Here is a 15,179-nt window from a genome sequence, read left to right on the forward strand (position 1 = left end):
TATAGAAAATCAAAAAACTCGATTACACGTTACAAAACTTCTCCAAACCGTTTAAAAATGTTAATATCTTGGATGAACTGTGGAGCATAATAAAGGAAAATAAAAATATTTAGATGAAGGCTTTTATAAAGGGATGAAAATGCTTTTCATCCCTTTTATAGAGGATTAACCGACTACTTCTTTAAATATTTTTTTTGTATTGTTTTGACAATCATGTTTAAACTGATTTGAAGTGTTTTTTTTACCGCTTGCTTTTAGCGCATTTTCACCTGAAAAAAAAGTTTTGTGGTCGTCACCCAAATCTGAACCTGCCATTCGTTGATGTTTTACACACGAAACACCTTTTCTTATTTCTTGTCTTTGCACACCTTTCACATATGCCAACATACCTTCATCATTAAAATAAGCTTGAGATAAATCATTCATGTGTAGCGCTGTTGTATGGTAGGTTGGCAAAGTAATTAAATGATGAAAAATACCTGCTTGTTGTGAAGCATCCTTTTGAAAAGATTTTATTTTTTGGTCTGCACGAAAACTCAATTCAGAATTGTCGTATTGCACATTCATTAAGTCATTTAAATCGTATGCCGTCATATTTTCTCCCTCGTTCAACATCTCTTCATAGACTTGATTTCTGAAATTCAATGTCCAATTAAATGAAGGTGAGTTGTTGTAAACCAATTTAGCATTTGGGACAACTTTTCTAATTCTGTTTACCATATGGGCAATTTGTTTAATATTTGGGGTTGGTGTTTCAATCCATAATAAGTCGGCACCATGTTGTAAGCTTGTTACACAATCTAAAACAACCCTGTCAATATTAGTACCTTCTTTAAATTTGTACAATCCATTAGGTAGCCTAATGGGCCTAACAAGTTTGCCCTCTCTTTTTAAAAGCACATCATCTTCTTTGGCTTCATTAAGGTTTATTTCTTCAGCTTCAACAAAAGCCAAGTATTGCGAAGCCAAATCACCTGGTTTTTGGCTTACAGGCAGTTTTTGGGTAAGTCCAGCTCCTTCAGAATCGGTTCGTGCTACAATTATCCCATCTTCAACACCTAATTCTAAAAAAGCATATCGAATAGCATTTAATTTGGCTATAAAATCTTCGTGCGGTACAGTTACTTTACCATCTTGATGCCCACATTGCTTTGCATCTGAAACTTGATTTTCAATTTGAATAGCACAAGCACCTGCTTGTATCATTTTTTTTGCCAATAGGTAAGTGGCCTCCTCGTTTCCAAAACCAGCATCAATATCAGCAATGATGGGCACGATATGTGTTTCAAAATTATCTATTTCGTCTTGTACGTCCTCTCCGTTTTCAAGTCTTCTAAACAAATCATTCAAAGCTATAGCATCTGCCTGACGTAAAAAATCATAAATTTCTTCTATCAATTGAGGAACAGCGGTTTTTTCATGCATCGATTGATCTGGTAATGGTCCAAATTCAGAACGCAGTGCAGCAACCATCCAGCCTGATAGGTAAAGATATTTTTTGTTTGTGGTTTTATGGTGTTTTTTTATTGCTATCATTTTTTGTTGGGCAACAAAACCATGCCAGCAACCTAAAGATTGTGTATATCTTGCAGAGTCTTTGTCATAATCTTCCATGTCTTTTCTCATAATTTCCGCTGTGTATTTTGAAATGTCCAACCCTGTTTTAAAACGATTTTGAATAGTCATTCTAGCTGCATTTTCAGGGTTTATTGCTTTCCAGGTTGTGCCGTGTTTTTCTTTAAGGCTTTTTACAGCATCAATTGCAGATTGATACTTGCTTTGAATTAAATTTTCCATAATTTTGTAATAAGTTATTTTAATAATAATTAGATCCTGTTGATTGTTGCCGCAATCGCAGGATTGTTTTTTTAAATGTATTTATATGCTTGAGTTGTTAAGAATTCTTCAAATTCATCTGACAGCACTAATTTGTCAAACAATTTTATAGCTAACTCAAGTTTAGTGCTTGCTATATTAGATTCGCCTACTTCAGTTATGATTTTCTCAATTTCATCATCAAATAGTTCCATATAAAGTTCTATTGTAAGCCTTCTGCCATCATCTAATACAGCTTCATTTTTTACCCACTGCCAAAGTTGGGTTCTTGATATTTCAGCAGTAGCAGCATCTTCCATTAAATTATAAAGAGCCACCGCACCATAACCTCGTAACCATGCTTCTAAATAAAGAATACCAACGTTTATGTTTTTTCTAATTCCGGCTTCTGTAACAGTTCCCTTTGGTATTTGAAGTAAATCCTTTTCTGTAATATTTAGCTCTTCCTTTTTAATGTGAATTTGATTTGATGTGGGCATGTGTTTGTTAAATTCCTCCATTGCTACTTGAACTAATGCAGGATGCGCAACCCAAGTACCATCATGTCCATTTTTTACTTCACGCTCTTTGTCTAATCTTACTTTCTCTAGAGCGTTATCGTTTTGGGTTTTGTTGTTTTTAATTGGAATTTGGGCAGCCATTCCTCCTATAGCAAGAATACCACGTTTATGGCAACGTTGTATGACCAATTTTGAATACGCATCCATAAAAGGAGCGGTCATTGTCACTTGGTCTCGGTTGGGGACATTGAAATTGTTGTGGTTTCTAAACTTTTTAATGTAAGAAAAGATATAATCCCAGCGTCCGCAGTTTAATCCCACAATATGGTCTTTAAGTTCAAAAATGATTTCATCCAATTGAAAGCTAGCAGTTATAGTTTCTACCAAGACCGTCGCTTTAAAAGTTCCTTTAGGAACCTTCAAATATTCTTGAGCAAATTCAAAAACTTCATTCCACCAACGTGCTTCCAAATAATGCTCTAGTTTAGGTAGGTAAAAATAAGGAGCTGTATTTTGATCTAGTAATGTTTTGGTATTATGAAATACATATAAAGCAAAATCCACAATACTAGCAGAAACTTCTGTATTGTTAATTATCAGGTGCTTTTCGTTTAAATGTAACCCTCTAGGTCTAACCATCAATATAGATGTTTTGTTATTGAGCGTATAGGTTTTTTCTTTAGAGCTATCTGTATATGAGATGGTTTTTTTATTTGCATCTATAAGGTTTTGTTGCCCTTGCATACAGTTTTTCCAAGTAGGCGCATTACTGTCTTCAAAATCAGCCATAAATGAGCTTGCGCCAGAATTTAATGCATTAATAATCATTTTTCTATCAATAGGTCCTGTAATTTCAACGCGTCTATCTTTTAAGTCATTGGGTATTTCACCAACTGTCCACTCACTTTCTCGTATTGATTTGGTTTCGATAGGAAAATTTGGGAAAACACCTGAATCAAAAACCTTTTGTTGCTTTTTTCGCCTGTCAAGTAGCTTTAATCTATTCTCATTAAAATTTTCATGAAGTGCTATTATAAATTCAATAGCATCATCGGTTAAAAGTTCTGGGTAATAATGTTTGGTGTTGTTAGCAAACTGTACTTTGTACTGTTTTAATATTGAATTTTCCATAATTGTGTGTGTTTTTCATAGCAATAATAAAATAAAGTTTTTGAAAAAACAAGCGAACGTTCGCTAAATATATTTTTTCGCTATTTTTAATATTTTCGCAAAATTCACTATTTTTGCTATTAAATATGGAACAAGACTATATAAAAATCATATTTGGGCTTAAGCTTAAACAAATTAGAACAGACAAAAACTTATCGTTATTTGGGTTGTCAAAATTGACAAAACTGTCCAAATCTTATTTAAATGAAATAGAAAAAGGCAAAAAATACCCTAAGCCTGATAAGATTGCGATTCTATCTGAAAAACTGGATGTACCCTATGACCAATTGGTGTCCCTAAAGCTTGATAAAAATTTAGCTCCTATTGGAGAGTTGTTACAGTCAAAAATCTTTAAGGAAATACCTTTGGATTTATTTGGCATAAAAGAAAGCGACTTAATAGATATTGTTGCCAATGCACCAGCAAAGGTAAATGCTTTTATTAGTACCATCATTGAAATAGCTCAACATTATAATTTTAGTAGAGAAAGCTTTTTTTTGGCTTCAGTACGTTCATTTCAAGAAGCCAACAATAATTATTTTGATGATTTAGAGCAAAGTGCTTTAAGGTTTTCAAAAGCTTATCAGATAGATTTAACAAAACCTATTTCGTCTAAAGATATTGAGGAAGTACTTATTGAAGAATATGGATACACCATAAATGAAAATGAGTTGAAAAAGCACCAAGACTTAGGAAATCTTAGATCGGTTTTTGTTCCCAAAACCAAAACACTGTTGTTGGCTTCTGGTATTGATGACGCGCAACGAACATTTATTTATGCAAAAGAAATAGCCTATAATTATTTAGAAATAACAAATAGATTATATACGTTCCCTTGGATTAAGTTTGACAGTTTTGATCAAGTACTGAATAACTTTTACGCCTCTTATTTTGCAGGAGCCTTAATTATCTCAAAAGCTGAATTATCTTCCAAATTGGAGAAAATATTTGCAATGAAAACTTTCAGTGAAACACGGTTTATGAAACTAATTGAAAGTTTTAACGCTTCTCCCGAATCTTTCTATCAGCGATTAACTAACGTTATACCAAAAGCGTTCAATGTTCAAGATTTGTTTTTTTTGAGGTTCACACATAAACTTGGAAGTGAGAAATTTCACTTAAAAAAAGAATTGCACTTATCCCATCAACATTCACCAAGAGCCAATGAAACCAACGAGCATTACTGTAGAAGATGGGTGTCCCTAAATGTGTTGAACACTATATGTAAAAGTGGTAAAGCACATGAATTTAGTGCTCAGATTTCAAATTATGTTAATGACAACATGAAATATTTGGTTTTATCATCAGCAACAAAAGACCCATTTCGTGAAAACCAGTATAGAAGCATCTCAATAGGCTTTCTGATTAATAAACAATTAGAACGCAAACTTAATTTTTTGAATGAAAATAAAATAGTCGAACAATATGTAGGAGTTACTTGCGAGCGTTGTTCAATAAAAGATTGTAAAGAACGAAAAGCTTCTCCTGTAGCTCTAGACAAGTTGAACACCAATAAAACCATAGCTTCTATTGTTGAAAAATTAAATATGAAGTTTCAGTGAATTTTTGTGCTTAATTAAAAACTATACGAAACAATATAATCAACCCTAAATAAAGAATATATATCGCTCTTATCAACTGAGCTAACTCCCAAAATTATTTTAATCCGCTAAGTACTAAAACAGGTAGTTTAGAGCTATGAAAATCTCTTTTAAGTATTGTGTTTTTCTCCCAAAGCTTAGTGAAGAACCCTCTTTTACGTCTTACCACACAAAGTAAGTCGGGGTCATTGTCTTTGTAATGCTCCAATACGCCTTGAAATGTAGTAGCATTTTCGCTTTTGATAGTGTTGGTTATTAATGTTGAAAGTTCTTCATCTACATCAAAATCACCTTCATTATAAAAAGGTGTTTTCACCAATAAAAGATTTACAATTGACTTGAACTGGTCTTTAATAGACTTTAATGGTATTAGTGCATTATGATTTTTAATAACAGCAGATTTTAATGCCATTAAAATATATACAATAGGCTTAAACACATATCCTTCAGGTACTATTAATGCTGGTATATTGGTTTGTTTAATAATCTTTCCAGACGTTTTACCCAAATACACTTCTTCTTTAACCGAATTTGTTCTTGGCTCAATCATTATTAAATCAATATCTAATGATTTACAAACCAATTCAAGCGTATCAACAAGTTTTCCTTTAAAGGTTTTAATCACTACCTCAACACCCTTTTTATCTACTTTATCTACATGAGATTTTAAAAACTCTAAACTCTCACGCTCCAAAATATCATCTACTTTTATCATAGTTCCTGCCTTGGTATACACGTTATAAACTTGTACTACATACAACTTTGCGCCAAACGCTTTAGCAAAATCAACTGCATACTGTAAATGACTTACTGCATTTTTTGAAGAACCAACAGGAACTAAAATATTCTTCATATTCTATAAATTAAAAGTAAATTTACTCGCAAAAATAAACATTATTAATGATTCGCAAAGCTACGCTTAACGATATTGGTTCTATACTACAGCTCACTAACGCTTGTGCTAAACACATGATAGCTAACAACATTTATCAATGGAATGAACATTATCCAAGTGAAAATGCTTTTTTAAACGATGTAGCGCGATCAGAACTTTATGTATTGGAAATTGGCAACACTATTATTGGATGTGTAGTAATTTCTACTTTAATGGATGAGGAATATATACCTATTGAATGGCTCACTAAAAATGAAAAAAACATTTACATTCATAGGTTAGCTGTTCACCCTAACCATCAAGGAAAAGGATACGCACAACAATTTATGGACTTTGCTGAAATATTTGCAAAAACAAACGATTACGAATCAGTTAGACTTGATACATTTTCTCAAAATAAAAGAAATCAAAAATTTTACGAACAAAGAGGTTACAAACGTTTAGGTGACATTTATTTTCCTAAACAAAGTGAATATCCTTTTTACTGTTACGAATTGGTATTTTGAATATAGACATAAGCACAAAACATATTAACCGATTAGCAATACCTGCATTAATTTCAGGGATTTCAGAACCTATATTATCGCTTACTGATGCTGCAATTATTGGTAATATTCCAATAAATACAGCAGAGTCACTAGCTGCTGTTGGTATTGTTGGCACGTTTTTATCTATGCTTATCTGGATTTTTGGACAAACCCGAAGTGCTATTTCGTCAATTATTTCGCAATACCTTGGTGCAAATAAAATTAATGAAGTTAAAAATCTGCCTGCACAAGCTATTTTAATCATAACATCATTAAGCTTATTAATTATTGTAGGTACTTATCCGTTTACAAATTCTATTTTCAAACTCTATAATGCCTCTGGTTTAATTCTAGAATACTGTAGTGAATATTACAAAATTAGAGTGTTTGGGTTTCCGTTTACCTTATTTACCATTGCGGTTTTTGGAACATTTAGAGGTTTACAAAACACTTTTTATCCTATGATAATTGCTGTTGTTGGTGCTTTAACAAATATTGTTTTAGATGTTGTTTTAGTGTATGGCGTTGAAGGGTTTATTGCGCCAATGCATATTAAAGGTGCTGCATATGCAAGTGTTGTTGCTCAATTGTTAATGGCTTTGCTTTCCGCTTATTTTATAATTAAAAAAACCGATGTTCCGCTTATGGTTAAGCTGCCTTTTAACAAAGAGATTAAAAACTTCTCTTTAATGGTGCTTAATTTATTTGTACGCACCTTAGCGTTAAACATCACATTATATTTTGCGACTAGGTTTGCTACTGCCTATGGCAAAAATTATATTGCTGCTTATACTATTGCCATTAACCTCTGGTTTTTTGGTGCATTTGTTATTGATGGTTATGCAAGTGCTGGTAACATTTTATCAGGAAAACTCTTTGGTGCAAAACAGTATAGTGATTTGATTAAATTAAGCAATACCTTAATTAAATATGGAATTGGTTTAGGTATTGTTTTAGCAGTTTTAGGAGGTATTCTTTATTATCCAATTGGACGATTATTCACTCAAGAAACTGCTGTTTTAGACGAATTTTACTCTGTATTTTGGATTGTATTAGCAATGCAACCACTTTGTGCTTTAGCCTTTATTTTTGATGGTGTTTTTAAAGGCTTAGGAAAAATGAAAATACTGCGTAATTTACTTTTAGCCTCTACGTTTTTGGTATTTGTGCCTGCGCTTTTTTTACTAGATAACTACAACCTTAAGTTACACGCTGTATTTATTGCGTTAACCATTTGGATTATAGCTAGAGGCATTCCGTTAATTATAAAATTTAGAAAACTATTTTTACCACTTACACAAAAGCAGTAACTTTAGGGTTTTAATAGTTCAAAAAAACAATTATGGGTAATAGACTGTTTCTTATACTAGCAATCGTATTAATAATTATTTACTTCTATAACCGAAGAAAAAGACGTTAGTCTTATCTGGTTTTTAACCATCCTGTTATACTCAACCTTTCCGTTTCTACAGGTTTTACTTCGTGTTCTATAATTTGACTTTCAAAAATGACTACACGTCCAGGAAAAGGATAAATGCTTTTTGGAACTTCATTTCCGTTTTCATCAAGATACAATACAAGTTCACCTCCATTTTCTGGCTGCCAATCTTCATCATTTAAGTAACAAACAAACGACAGTTTTCTTCTATCATCATTTTGAAATGTATCTAAATGACGCTTATAAAACGTTCCTTTTGGATATAATGCATAATGAAATTCCTTGTGCAATATTCCTAAAAAACAGGTTTTATTTAAGTAGTTTACTAAGCTGTTTATTTTGTTGAAAAACAATTGCTCTGCTGCGTTAGCTTTAGTTTCATCTATCCATAAAATCACATCGCCACGAATAGACTTTACAATCACTTCATTAACGCGATTACCAATAGCTGCTTTTTTAAACCGATCCTCTTCATGTTTTTCTAACAACGATTGCCTTAAAGCATGCACTTCTTCTTTAGAAAAAAAGTCTTCAACAATACTGTATTGTTGCGAAATAATATCGTTGATAACCTTTTCGTACTGAGGGTTTTCAACAAAATCGATATTCTCAAAAATTTGAGATTCAACCAAAGTATCTTTCATAATTTTTAAACAAAAGCGCGCAAAAGTAATCTAAAAATCAATTGCTTTTACAAATTCAATATCTTTGTAATGAAAATATTTTTTGATGAGTAATATTAGAATTACAAAACAGTTTTCGTTTGAAACAGGACATGCACTTTACGGTTATGATGGAAAGTGCAAAAACGTACATGGACATAGCTATAAACTATCGGTTACAGTTATTGGTCAACCTATAGCAGACAACTCCAATGTTAAATTTGGAATGGTTATAGACTTTAGCGATTTAAAAAAAATTGTAAAAGAAGAAATAGTTGATGTTTTTGATCATGCTACAGTGTTCAACAAAAACACGCCTCATGTGGAGTTAGCAAAAGAACTTGAAGATAGAGGACATAATGTATTGTTGGTAAATTACCAACCAACCAGTGAGATGATGGTTATTGATTTTGCTGAAAAAATCAAAACCAGATTACCAAAAAACATAAAACTGCATTCCTTAAAGCTTCAGGAAACCGAAACCAGTTTTGCCGAATGGTATGCTAGCGATAATTAAATGAAACCATTTTTTAAAAGCATATTTGATTATCATCACTACTTTAACCAAAAGTTGATAGAACTGTTTTTGGAACATTCTGCTTCAATATCAAAAAGAACCATTCCGTTGTTTTCGCATTGCTTAAACGCACATCAAATATGGAATGCACGTATATTGAAAACAGACTCGTTTGGAGTACACCAATTACATGCACTTAAAAATTGTAAAGACATAGACAAAACCAACTATGTTGATACATTAAAAATTATTGATACTTTTGATTTTGAAGAAACAATAAATTACACAAATTCAAAAGGCGATAATTTTGAAAACACAGTACAAGATATTTTGTTTCATATCGCTAATCATTTTACGCACCATAAAGGGCAACTTATTTCCGATTTAAGACAACAAGAAATTGAGCCACCTGTAACTGATTACATTTTTTATAAACGATGAACATCCCAAAAGGAAAAAAAATATACTTCGCTTCTGATAATCATTTAGGAGCACCAAATAAAAAGGCATCGCTTCCTCGTGAAAAAAAGTTTGTAGCTTGGTTAGACGAGATTAAAAAAGATGCTGCTGCAATTTTCTTAATGGGAGATTTGTTCGATTTTTGGTTTGAATACAAAACAGTAGTGCCAAAAGGATTTACTCGTACACTTGGTAAATTGGCAGAAATCTCTGATTCTGGTATTCCTATTTACTATTTTGTTGGCAATCACGATTTATGGATGAATGGCTATTTCGAAGAAGAGCTTAACATTCCTGTATACCATAAGCCTAAAGAATTTATATTTAATGACACGAGCTTTTTCATTGGTCATGGTGACGGATTAGGTCCTGGAGATAAGGGTTATAAACGTATGAAAAAGGTGTTTACCAATCGCTTTTGTAAATGGTTGTTTCGTTGGTTACATCCTGATTTAGGCGTGAAATTAGCACAATACCTGTCGGTTGAAAACAAATTGATTTCAGGTGAAGAAGATGCTAAATTTTTAGGTGAAGACAATGAATGGTTAGTACAATACTGTAAGCGCAAACAGTCTGAAAAACATCGTGATTTTTATATTTTTGGACACAGACATTTACCACTTGAAATAGCGTTGGAAAACAATTCAAAATACATTAACCTTGGTGATTGGATCAACTACTATACCTATGGTGTTTTTGATGGCACAACAATGGAACTAAAAACGTATTCACGTCAGTTTAAGTAATTTTCATAAAGAAAATTGTATCGAAAACAAGTGAAATTTACAATCTAGTTTCTCGATACAGAATTCTTTTCAGAATTCCACTCGAAAAGACACTAGTCTTCTTTTTCGTGTTCTTCTAAATCTTTTGTCAAGTCCAATTTTCTAAATGAAGGCGAAACCAATCCTGTTGTAATTACAGTAATTAATGTCATTGTTCCTCCAAAAACTACAGCAGTTACTGTTCCCATTAATTTTGCAGTCAAACCACTTTCAAAAGCACCCAATTCGTTTGAAGAGCCAACAAACATTGAGTTTACCGAAGACACACGACCTCGCATATGGTCTGGTGTTTTAAGTTGCAAAATGGTTTGCCTAATTACCATAGACACACCATCAAACACTCCACTAAAAAACAAAGCTGCTACTGAAAGCCAAAATACGGTTGACAAGCCAAAAGCAATAATACTCAACCCAAAACCAAACACAGCTACTAGCAGTTTAATACCAGCTTTCTTTACAATAGGAATATATGCAGTAACCAACATAGTTAAAAACGAACCAATGTTAGGTGCAGCTACCAAAATTCCAAAACCTTCAGGTCCTACTTTTAAAATATCAGTGGCGAAAACTGCTGCCAAGGCAATAGCACCACCAAACAATACCGAAATCATATCTAGGGTTAAGGCTCCCAAAATAGCTTTTGTTTTAAACACAAATGAAACACCTTCTTTTAAACTTTTAACTACTGGTTCTCCAATGTTTGGGTTAAGAATGGGTTTGCGTTTAATTTGATATAACATTATCAGTGAAAACATTACTAAACCAAACACAATGCAAAGCGACCAATGCACACCCATTTGTTCATTCTCTCCAAGCCAACCAATTGAAAATCCTGCGAAAGTGACACCCAAAACTCTTGCCATTTGCCATGTAGAACTGTTCCAAGTAGCTGCATTAGGATATATTTTTTTAGGAACAATTAAAGCCACTAACGAAAAAATAGTTGGGCCAAAAAACGAACGTAGTAGTCCTCCAAAAAACACTAAAGCATAAATACAATAGAGTATTTGTTTTGTGGACCATGTTTCAAAAACACTTGGAGACGTAATCCAGAATAATCCAAAACTAATAATTGAAAACAGAGCAATACAAAGAGCTAAAAGATTCCGCTTTTCTTTTTGGTCTACAATATGTCCTGCAAAAAGCGCCATTCCTAATGCAGGAATAATCTCCATAAGTCCAATTAAACCAATATATAATGGATCTTTGGTGAGTGCATAGACTTGCCATTCAATAATTATAAATTGCATTGACCATGCAAAAACCAAAGCAAAACGAACTAGTATAAATAAATTGAACTCTTTATATCGAAGTGCTGCGTAAGGGTCTTTTTTTGTCATATTCATTTCCTATGGAAACAGGAATTTAAAGAGGTTTTTCAAGATGATAACCTCTCAAAACTGTTGGTTTAGATTTTGACACAAAAGTAAAACATCCAAGTTTCTTATTTTAATTTTTGCAAAGCGTCTCTAAATAATACTCTAAATCTAACTGAAATAATGTGCCTTTTATTAAATCTTCAACTTGAGATAATTCCTTTTCATTAACTGCAATATCTATTTTATTACTTGGTGTTTTAAGCAGAATGTTTTTACTATCAATGTTTGATTGACAACAACTACAAGGTTGTGTGTTTTTTGCAGCACAAACACAATTATAAAACTGCTTTATCTCGTTATGTGTAAGATAAAAGCCCATATCTCTAAATATAAGTTGTACTTTTCCTTTTACCTTTTCGGTTTGAGGGTTAATCCATTTAAAAGAAATTCCGAAATTATTATGGTATATTTTGTAGATATCTTGTTCCATGAGAAGTGGTTTTGTACTACAAAGATATAATTATTTAGAATAAATCTAAATAAAGACTTTATTTTTTGATAAGTTTAAACTCTACTCGTCGGTTTATTGCTCTATTTGCTTCAGTATCATTACTTACTTTTGGTTTAGAGCTTCCAAACCCAAACCATTTTACTTTATGGCTTTCTAGCCCTTTTTCTACTAAAAAATTGGAAACAGCTTCTGCTCGTTGCTTTGATAATTCTTCGTTTCTTGTTTCTGTGCCAACAGTATCTGTATGTCCATAAACTTCTATGTGGAGTTCAGGATGCTCTTTTAAATAGTCATACAAAGCATTAAGTTCTACTTTAGAAGTTTCTAAAAGAGTGGCTTTATCAAAATCAAACAACACATTTTTAAAGACATAGGTTGTGTTGTTTTTAAATGACTCTTTAGTAGTGTTGTTAGTGTGTGAAGTCATTTTTCCTTCAGTTGATTTCTCAGTTGCTTCAACTGAAACCTCATCAATATAGTAGTAAGAAAACTTATTGTCTTTTCGGCTAACCGTTAATATTTCCTTTAGTTCTGTTTTACCATCTTTATTAAAATTTCCTATGGATAAAAAGTTTTCAAATCCTGAAGCAACAAATTCAAAAGACAGTTCTTCCCATGTATTTCTTTCTTCTAAAAAACCTTCATTTTTCAAAGAGTGTAACATAAACCTTTGGGTAGTTGCTCTTTTAGGAACTATTACTTTTTCACAACTGTTTTTATCAAAACAGCTTTTTATTTTTTCTTCAGTAAATAACACTTGAAGTTCTTTAATGGCATGCGTAGCCATATCAGCAAGACTTACATAGAATTTTACTTTGTACGTTTTTCCTGCAATTAAAGGCTCTTTTAATTCTCCTTGAATATACTCTCTGTAATTACTGTAAGGAGAAAATGTATAAATGCCACAGTATGTATTTCCTTCTTTAGGACTTTGCTGACCGTTGTAGTTTTTAGTTCCCAAGTTAGAACTACAAGTAAGAAAAGAATCTGTACTTCCATTGTTGGGCTTCGACCAATTTAAAGTTTGACTATCAAAGTCACCCAAAAACACAAAGCACTTGTCTCTCTTTCTAAGTTCAAAACTTGGGTTTTTAACCAAATTTTGTGAAAAAAGAATTGTTTGAAACAAAAGGGAAAAAGTGAGTAGTTTATACTTCATTTTAGAAAAACGGAAACTGAAAGAAATTATTTTAATTTGACTTTATCTTCCTGTACTACGACACGAAATTCATTGTATAGATTCTGAATCAAGTTGAGAATGACAAAGCTTTATTTTATGTCTCTCAACTTTAACTGTAAACTCACATGTCCTTGCCAATGGTTTTCGTCTATGGAATACACTGCTTTAAACCGTTTTTTATTCGTAATTAAATCGTATTTGTCTCCTAAGCCAAAACCTATACCTACAAGTTTTTCTTGTCCTGTTTGAGTTGCTGTAATACGTAAGTGTTTATCTTCTTCACCCACACATTTTCCATAACCAGTATCTTTAAGGTTCTCACTCATAAAAATAGGTGTCATATTACTAGGTCCAAAAGGTGCAAACTGACGAATAATACGCCACAATTTATCATTAACCTGAGGTAAGCTAATCAGCATATCTACTTTTATTTCAGGAACCAACAAGGTTTTATCTATTGTCTTAGAAACTTCGTCTTCAAAGGCTTGTTTAAAGGCTTCATAGTTTTCTTCTTTTAAGGTAAGTCCTGCTGCATATTTATGACCTCCAAACTGCTCGATATGTGCGCTACAAGCCTCTAGTGCATTATACACATCAAAACCAGAAACCGAACGTGCTGAAGCTGCAAGCTTATCTCCACTTTTAGTAAACACTAGTGTTGGTCTGTAATAGGTTTCGGTTAAACGTGACGCAACAATACCTATTACACCTTTGTGCCACTCTTTATGATATACAACTGTTGTGAAACGCTCCTCTTCATTATGCGCTTTTATTTGTTGAAGTGCTTCTTCTGTTATTTGTTGATCTGCTTCTCTCCTATCAGTATTAAACGCTTCAATTTCTTCAGCGTATTGTTTGGCTTGGTTAAAATTGGTTTCTGTTAAAAGCGCCACAGCATAATCACCATGTTGCATTCGTCCTGCAGCATTAATACGAGGTGCCACAATAAATACAACATCAGTAATAGTAAGTTCTTCTTTTTTTACTTGATCGATAATAGCTTGTATTCCTGGTCTAGGATTTTCATTAATCACTTGCAGCCCATAATACGCCAAAGTCCTATTTTCTCCTGTAATAGGAACAATGTCTGCGCCAATTGCTGTTGCGACCAAGTCGAGATATTCAGTTAAATCCTCTGCAGATTTTCCTTCTTTTGAAGCCAATGCTTGTATGAGTTTAAAGCCTACACCACATCCACAAAGCTCCTTGTAAGGATACTCACAGTCATCTCGTTTTGGGTCTAAAACAGCAATAGCATTTGGTAGCTCATCACCTGGTCTGTGATGGTCACAGATAATAAAATCAATGCCTTTTTCTTTAGCGTAAGCTACTTTATCAATAGCTTTTACACCACAATCTAAAGCGATAATAAGTGAAAACTCATTGTCATGCGCAAAATCGATACCTTTAATAGACACTCCATAACCTTCGTCGTAACGATCTGGAATGTATGTAGCCACCTGATTGGTTTTTGTTTTAAGATATGAACTCATTAAAGCCACCGAAGACGTTCCATCTACATCATAATCGCCATACACCAAAATGTTTTCGTTGTTAGTCAATGCTTGCTCAATACGATTAACCGCTTTATCCATATCTTTCATTAAAAACGGATTGTGCAAATCTTTTAAGCTTGGGCGAAAAAAGGTTTTAGCTGCTTCATAAGTCTCAATGCCTCGTTGCAATAATAGTGTAGCAACAATCTCATCAACCTGAAGTGCTTCTTGTAGTTGTTTTAGTTTTTCAGTATTCGGTTTTGGCTTTAAAGTCCAGCGCATA

14 protein-coding genes are annotated in these 15,179 nt (G+C 32.9%); 6 read left to right on the plus strand and 8 right to left on the minus strand.

What is annotated here, in order from left to right:
- Positions 1–165: 165 nt before the first annotated feature.
- Together ACQ0RB_RS02370 and aceB are read right to left on the minus strand one after the other, a co-directional pair.
- On the minus strand, positions 166–1,797 hold the full coding sequence (locus tag ACQ0RB_RS02370; protein WP_129759871.1) for an isocitrate lyase: 1,632 nt from the start codon (positions 1,795–1,797) through the stop codon (positions 166–168).
- A 71-nt stretch (positions 1,798–1,868) separates the two neighbouring features.
- On the minus strand, positions 1,869–3,467 hold the full coding sequence (gene aceB, locus ACQ0RB_RS02375; RefSeq protein WP_430496229.1) for a malate synthase A: 1,599 nt from the start codon (positions 3,465–3,467) through the stop codon (positions 1,869–1,871).
- Between the two features lie 125 nt (positions 3,468–3,592).
- On the opposite strand from aceB, the gene ACQ0RB_RS02380 reads away from it, so the two are divergent.
- On the plus strand, positions 3,593–5,068 hold the full coding sequence (locus ACQ0RB_RS02380) for a helix-turn-helix domain-containing protein (protein ID WP_129759869.1): 1,476 nt from the start codon (positions 3,593–3,595) through the stop codon (positions 5,066–5,068).
- Positions 5,069–5,162: 94 nt separating this feature from the next.
- Here the strand turns inward: ACQ0RB_RS02380 and ACQ0RB_RS02385 are convergent, their stop codons facing one another.
- Positions 5,163–5,960 carry a universal stress protein gene (locus ACQ0RB_RS02385; RefSeq protein ID WP_430496231.1) on the minus strand — a complete coding sequence of 266 codons (798 nt, stop codon included), beginning with the start codon at positions 5,958–5,960 and terminating at the stop codon, positions 5,163–5,165.
- A 47-nt stretch (positions 5,961–6,007) separates the two neighbouring features.
- Between ACQ0RB_RS02385 and ACQ0RB_RS02390 the strand changes: the two genes are divergently transcribed.
- On the plus strand, positions 6,008–6,508 hold the full coding sequence (locus ACQ0RB_RS02390) for a GNAT family N-acetyltransferase (RefSeq protein WP_430496233.1): 501 nt from the start codon (positions 6,008–6,010) through the stop codon (positions 6,506–6,508).
- Complete coding sequence (locus ACQ0RB_RS02395) at positions 6,505–7,839, plus strand: MATE family efflux transporter (RefSeq protein ID WP_430496235.1); 1,335 nt, start codon at positions 6,505–6,507, stop codon at positions 7,837–7,839. Before ACQ0RB_RS02390 ends, ACQ0RB_RS02395 begins: the two co-directional genes overlap by 4 nt.
- A gap of 112 nt (positions 7,840–7,951) precedes the next feature.
- Here the strand turns inward: ACQ0RB_RS02395 and ACQ0RB_RS02400 are convergent, their stop codons facing one another.
- A complete protein-coding gene (locus ACQ0RB_RS02400) occupies positions 7,952–8,611 on the minus strand; it encodes a 2OG-Fe(II) oxygenase (protein WP_134198284.1) in 660 nt (219 codons plus the stop codon).
- 85 nt (positions 8,612–8,696) lie between these two features.
- On the opposite strand from ACQ0RB_RS02400, the gene ACQ0RB_RS02405 reads away from it, so the two are divergent.
- From ACQ0RB_RS02405 to ACQ0RB_RS02415, 3 genes are read left to right on the plus strand one after another with little or no spacing between them, the layout of a single operon-like run.
- Positions 8,697–9,146: a 6-pyruvoyl trahydropterin synthase family protein gene (locus ACQ0RB_RS02405; RefSeq protein ID WP_430496236.1), complete on the plus strand. Its 450-nt coding sequence runs from the start codon at positions 8,697–8,699 to the stop codon at positions 9,144–9,146.
- On the plus strand, positions 9,147–9,587 hold the full coding sequence (locus tag ACQ0RB_RS02410; RefSeq protein WP_430496238.1) for a DinB family protein: 441 nt from the start codon (positions 9,147–9,149) through the stop codon (positions 9,585–9,587). It begins immediately after the preceding gene.
- On the plus strand, positions 9,584–10,351 hold the full coding sequence (locus ACQ0RB_RS02415; RefSeq protein WP_430496240.1) for a UDP-2,3-diacylglucosamine diphosphatase: 768 nt from the start codon (positions 9,584–9,586) through the stop codon (positions 10,349–10,351). Before ACQ0RB_RS02410 ends, ACQ0RB_RS02415 begins: the two co-directional genes overlap by 4 nt.
- A 92-nt stretch (positions 10,352–10,443) precedes the next feature.
- Here the strand turns inward: ACQ0RB_RS02415 and ACQ0RB_RS02420 are convergent, their stop codons facing one another.
- From ACQ0RB_RS02420 to recJ, 4 genes are all read right to left on the minus strand, one after another.
- Complete coding sequence (locus tag ACQ0RB_RS02420) at positions 10,444–11,730, minus strand: MFS transporter (RefSeq protein ID WP_262732504.1); 1,287 nt, start codon at positions 11,728–11,730, stop codon at positions 10,444–10,446.
- 109 nt (positions 11,731–11,839) lie between these two features.
- Complete coding sequence (locus tag ACQ0RB_RS02425) at positions 11,840–12,199, minus strand: hypothetical protein (RefSeq protein WP_131506447.1); 360 nt, start codon at positions 12,197–12,199, stop codon at positions 11,840–11,842.
- Between the two features lie 58 nt (positions 12,200–12,257).
- The gene (locus ACQ0RB_RS02430; RefSeq protein ID WP_430496243.1) at positions 12,258–13,379 is read right to left on the minus strand and encodes an OmpA family protein; all 1,122 of its coding nucleotides are present in this window, start codon (positions 13,377–13,379) and stop codon (positions 12,258–12,260) included.
- 110 nt (positions 13,380–13,489) lie between these two features.
- Positions 13,490–15,178, minus strand: a complete 1,689-nt coding sequence (recJ, locus tag ACQ0RB_RS02435; protein WP_430496244.1) for a single-stranded-DNA-specific exonuclease RecJ — start codon at positions 15,176–15,178, stop codon at positions 13,490–13,492.
- Between the last annotated feature and the right edge of the window lies 1 nt (position 15,179).

This window comes from Gaetbulibacter sp. PBL-D1, from assembly GCF_050509525.1.
Lineage (GTDB): Bacteria > Bacteroidota > Bacteroidia > Flavobacteriales > Flavobacteriaceae > Gaetbulibacter_B > Gaetbulibacter_B jejuensis.

Excerpts from the sequence above, each read along its gene's own strand:
- ACQ0RB_RS02430 (WP_430496243.1), bottom strand. The coding sequence starts at position 13,379 with ATGAAGTATAAACTACTCACTTTTTCCCTTTTGTTTCAAACAATTCTT.
- ACQ0RB_RS02410 (WP_430496238.1), top strand. The coding sequence starts at position 9,147 with ATGAAACCATTTTTTAAAAGCATATTTGATTATCATCACTACTTTAAC.
- ACQ0RB_RS02370 (WP_129759871.1), bottom strand. The coding sequence starts at position 1,797 with ATGGAAAATTTAATTCAAAGCAAGTATCAATCTGCAATTGATGCTGTA.
- ACQ0RB_RS02385 (WP_430496231.1), bottom strand. The coding sequence starts at position 5,960 with ATGAAGAATATTTTAGTTCCTGTTGGTTCTTCAAAAAATGCAGTAAGT.
- ACQ0RB_RS02405 (WP_430496236.1), top strand. The coding sequence starts at position 8,697 with ATGAGTAATATTAGAATTACAAAACAGTTTTCGTTTGAAACAGGACAT.
- recJ (WP_430496244.1), bottom strand. The coding sequence starts at position 15,178 with ATGCGCTGGACTTTAAAGCCAAAACCGAATACTGAAAAACTAAAACAA.
- ACQ0RB_RS02420 (WP_262732504.1), bottom strand. The coding sequence starts at position 11,730 with ATGACAAAAAAAGACCCTTACGCAGCACTTCGATATAAAGAGTTCAAT.
- aceB (WP_430496229.1), bottom strand. The coding sequence starts at position 3,467 with ATGGAAAATTCAATATTAAAACAGTACAAAGTACAGTTTGCTAACAAC.
- ACQ0RB_RS02415 (WP_430496240.1), top strand. The coding sequence starts at position 9,584 with ATGAACATCCCAAAAGGAAAAAAAATATACTTCGCTTCTGATAATCAT.
- ACQ0RB_RS02425 (WP_131506447.1), bottom strand. The coding sequence starts at position 12,199 with ATGGAACAAGATATCTACAAAATATACCATAATAATTTCGGAATTTCT.
- ACQ0RB_RS02390 (WP_430496233.1), top strand. The coding sequence starts at position 6,008 with ATGATTCGCAAAGCTACGCTTAACGATATTGGTTCTATACTACAGCTC.
- ACQ0RB_RS02380 (WP_129759869.1), top strand. The coding sequence starts at position 3,593 with ATGGAACAAGACTATATAAAAATCATATTTGGGCTTAAGCTTAAACAA.
- ACQ0RB_RS02400 (WP_134198284.1), bottom strand. The coding sequence starts at position 8,611 with ATGAAAGATACTTTGGTTGAATCTCAAATTTTTGAGAATATCGATTTT.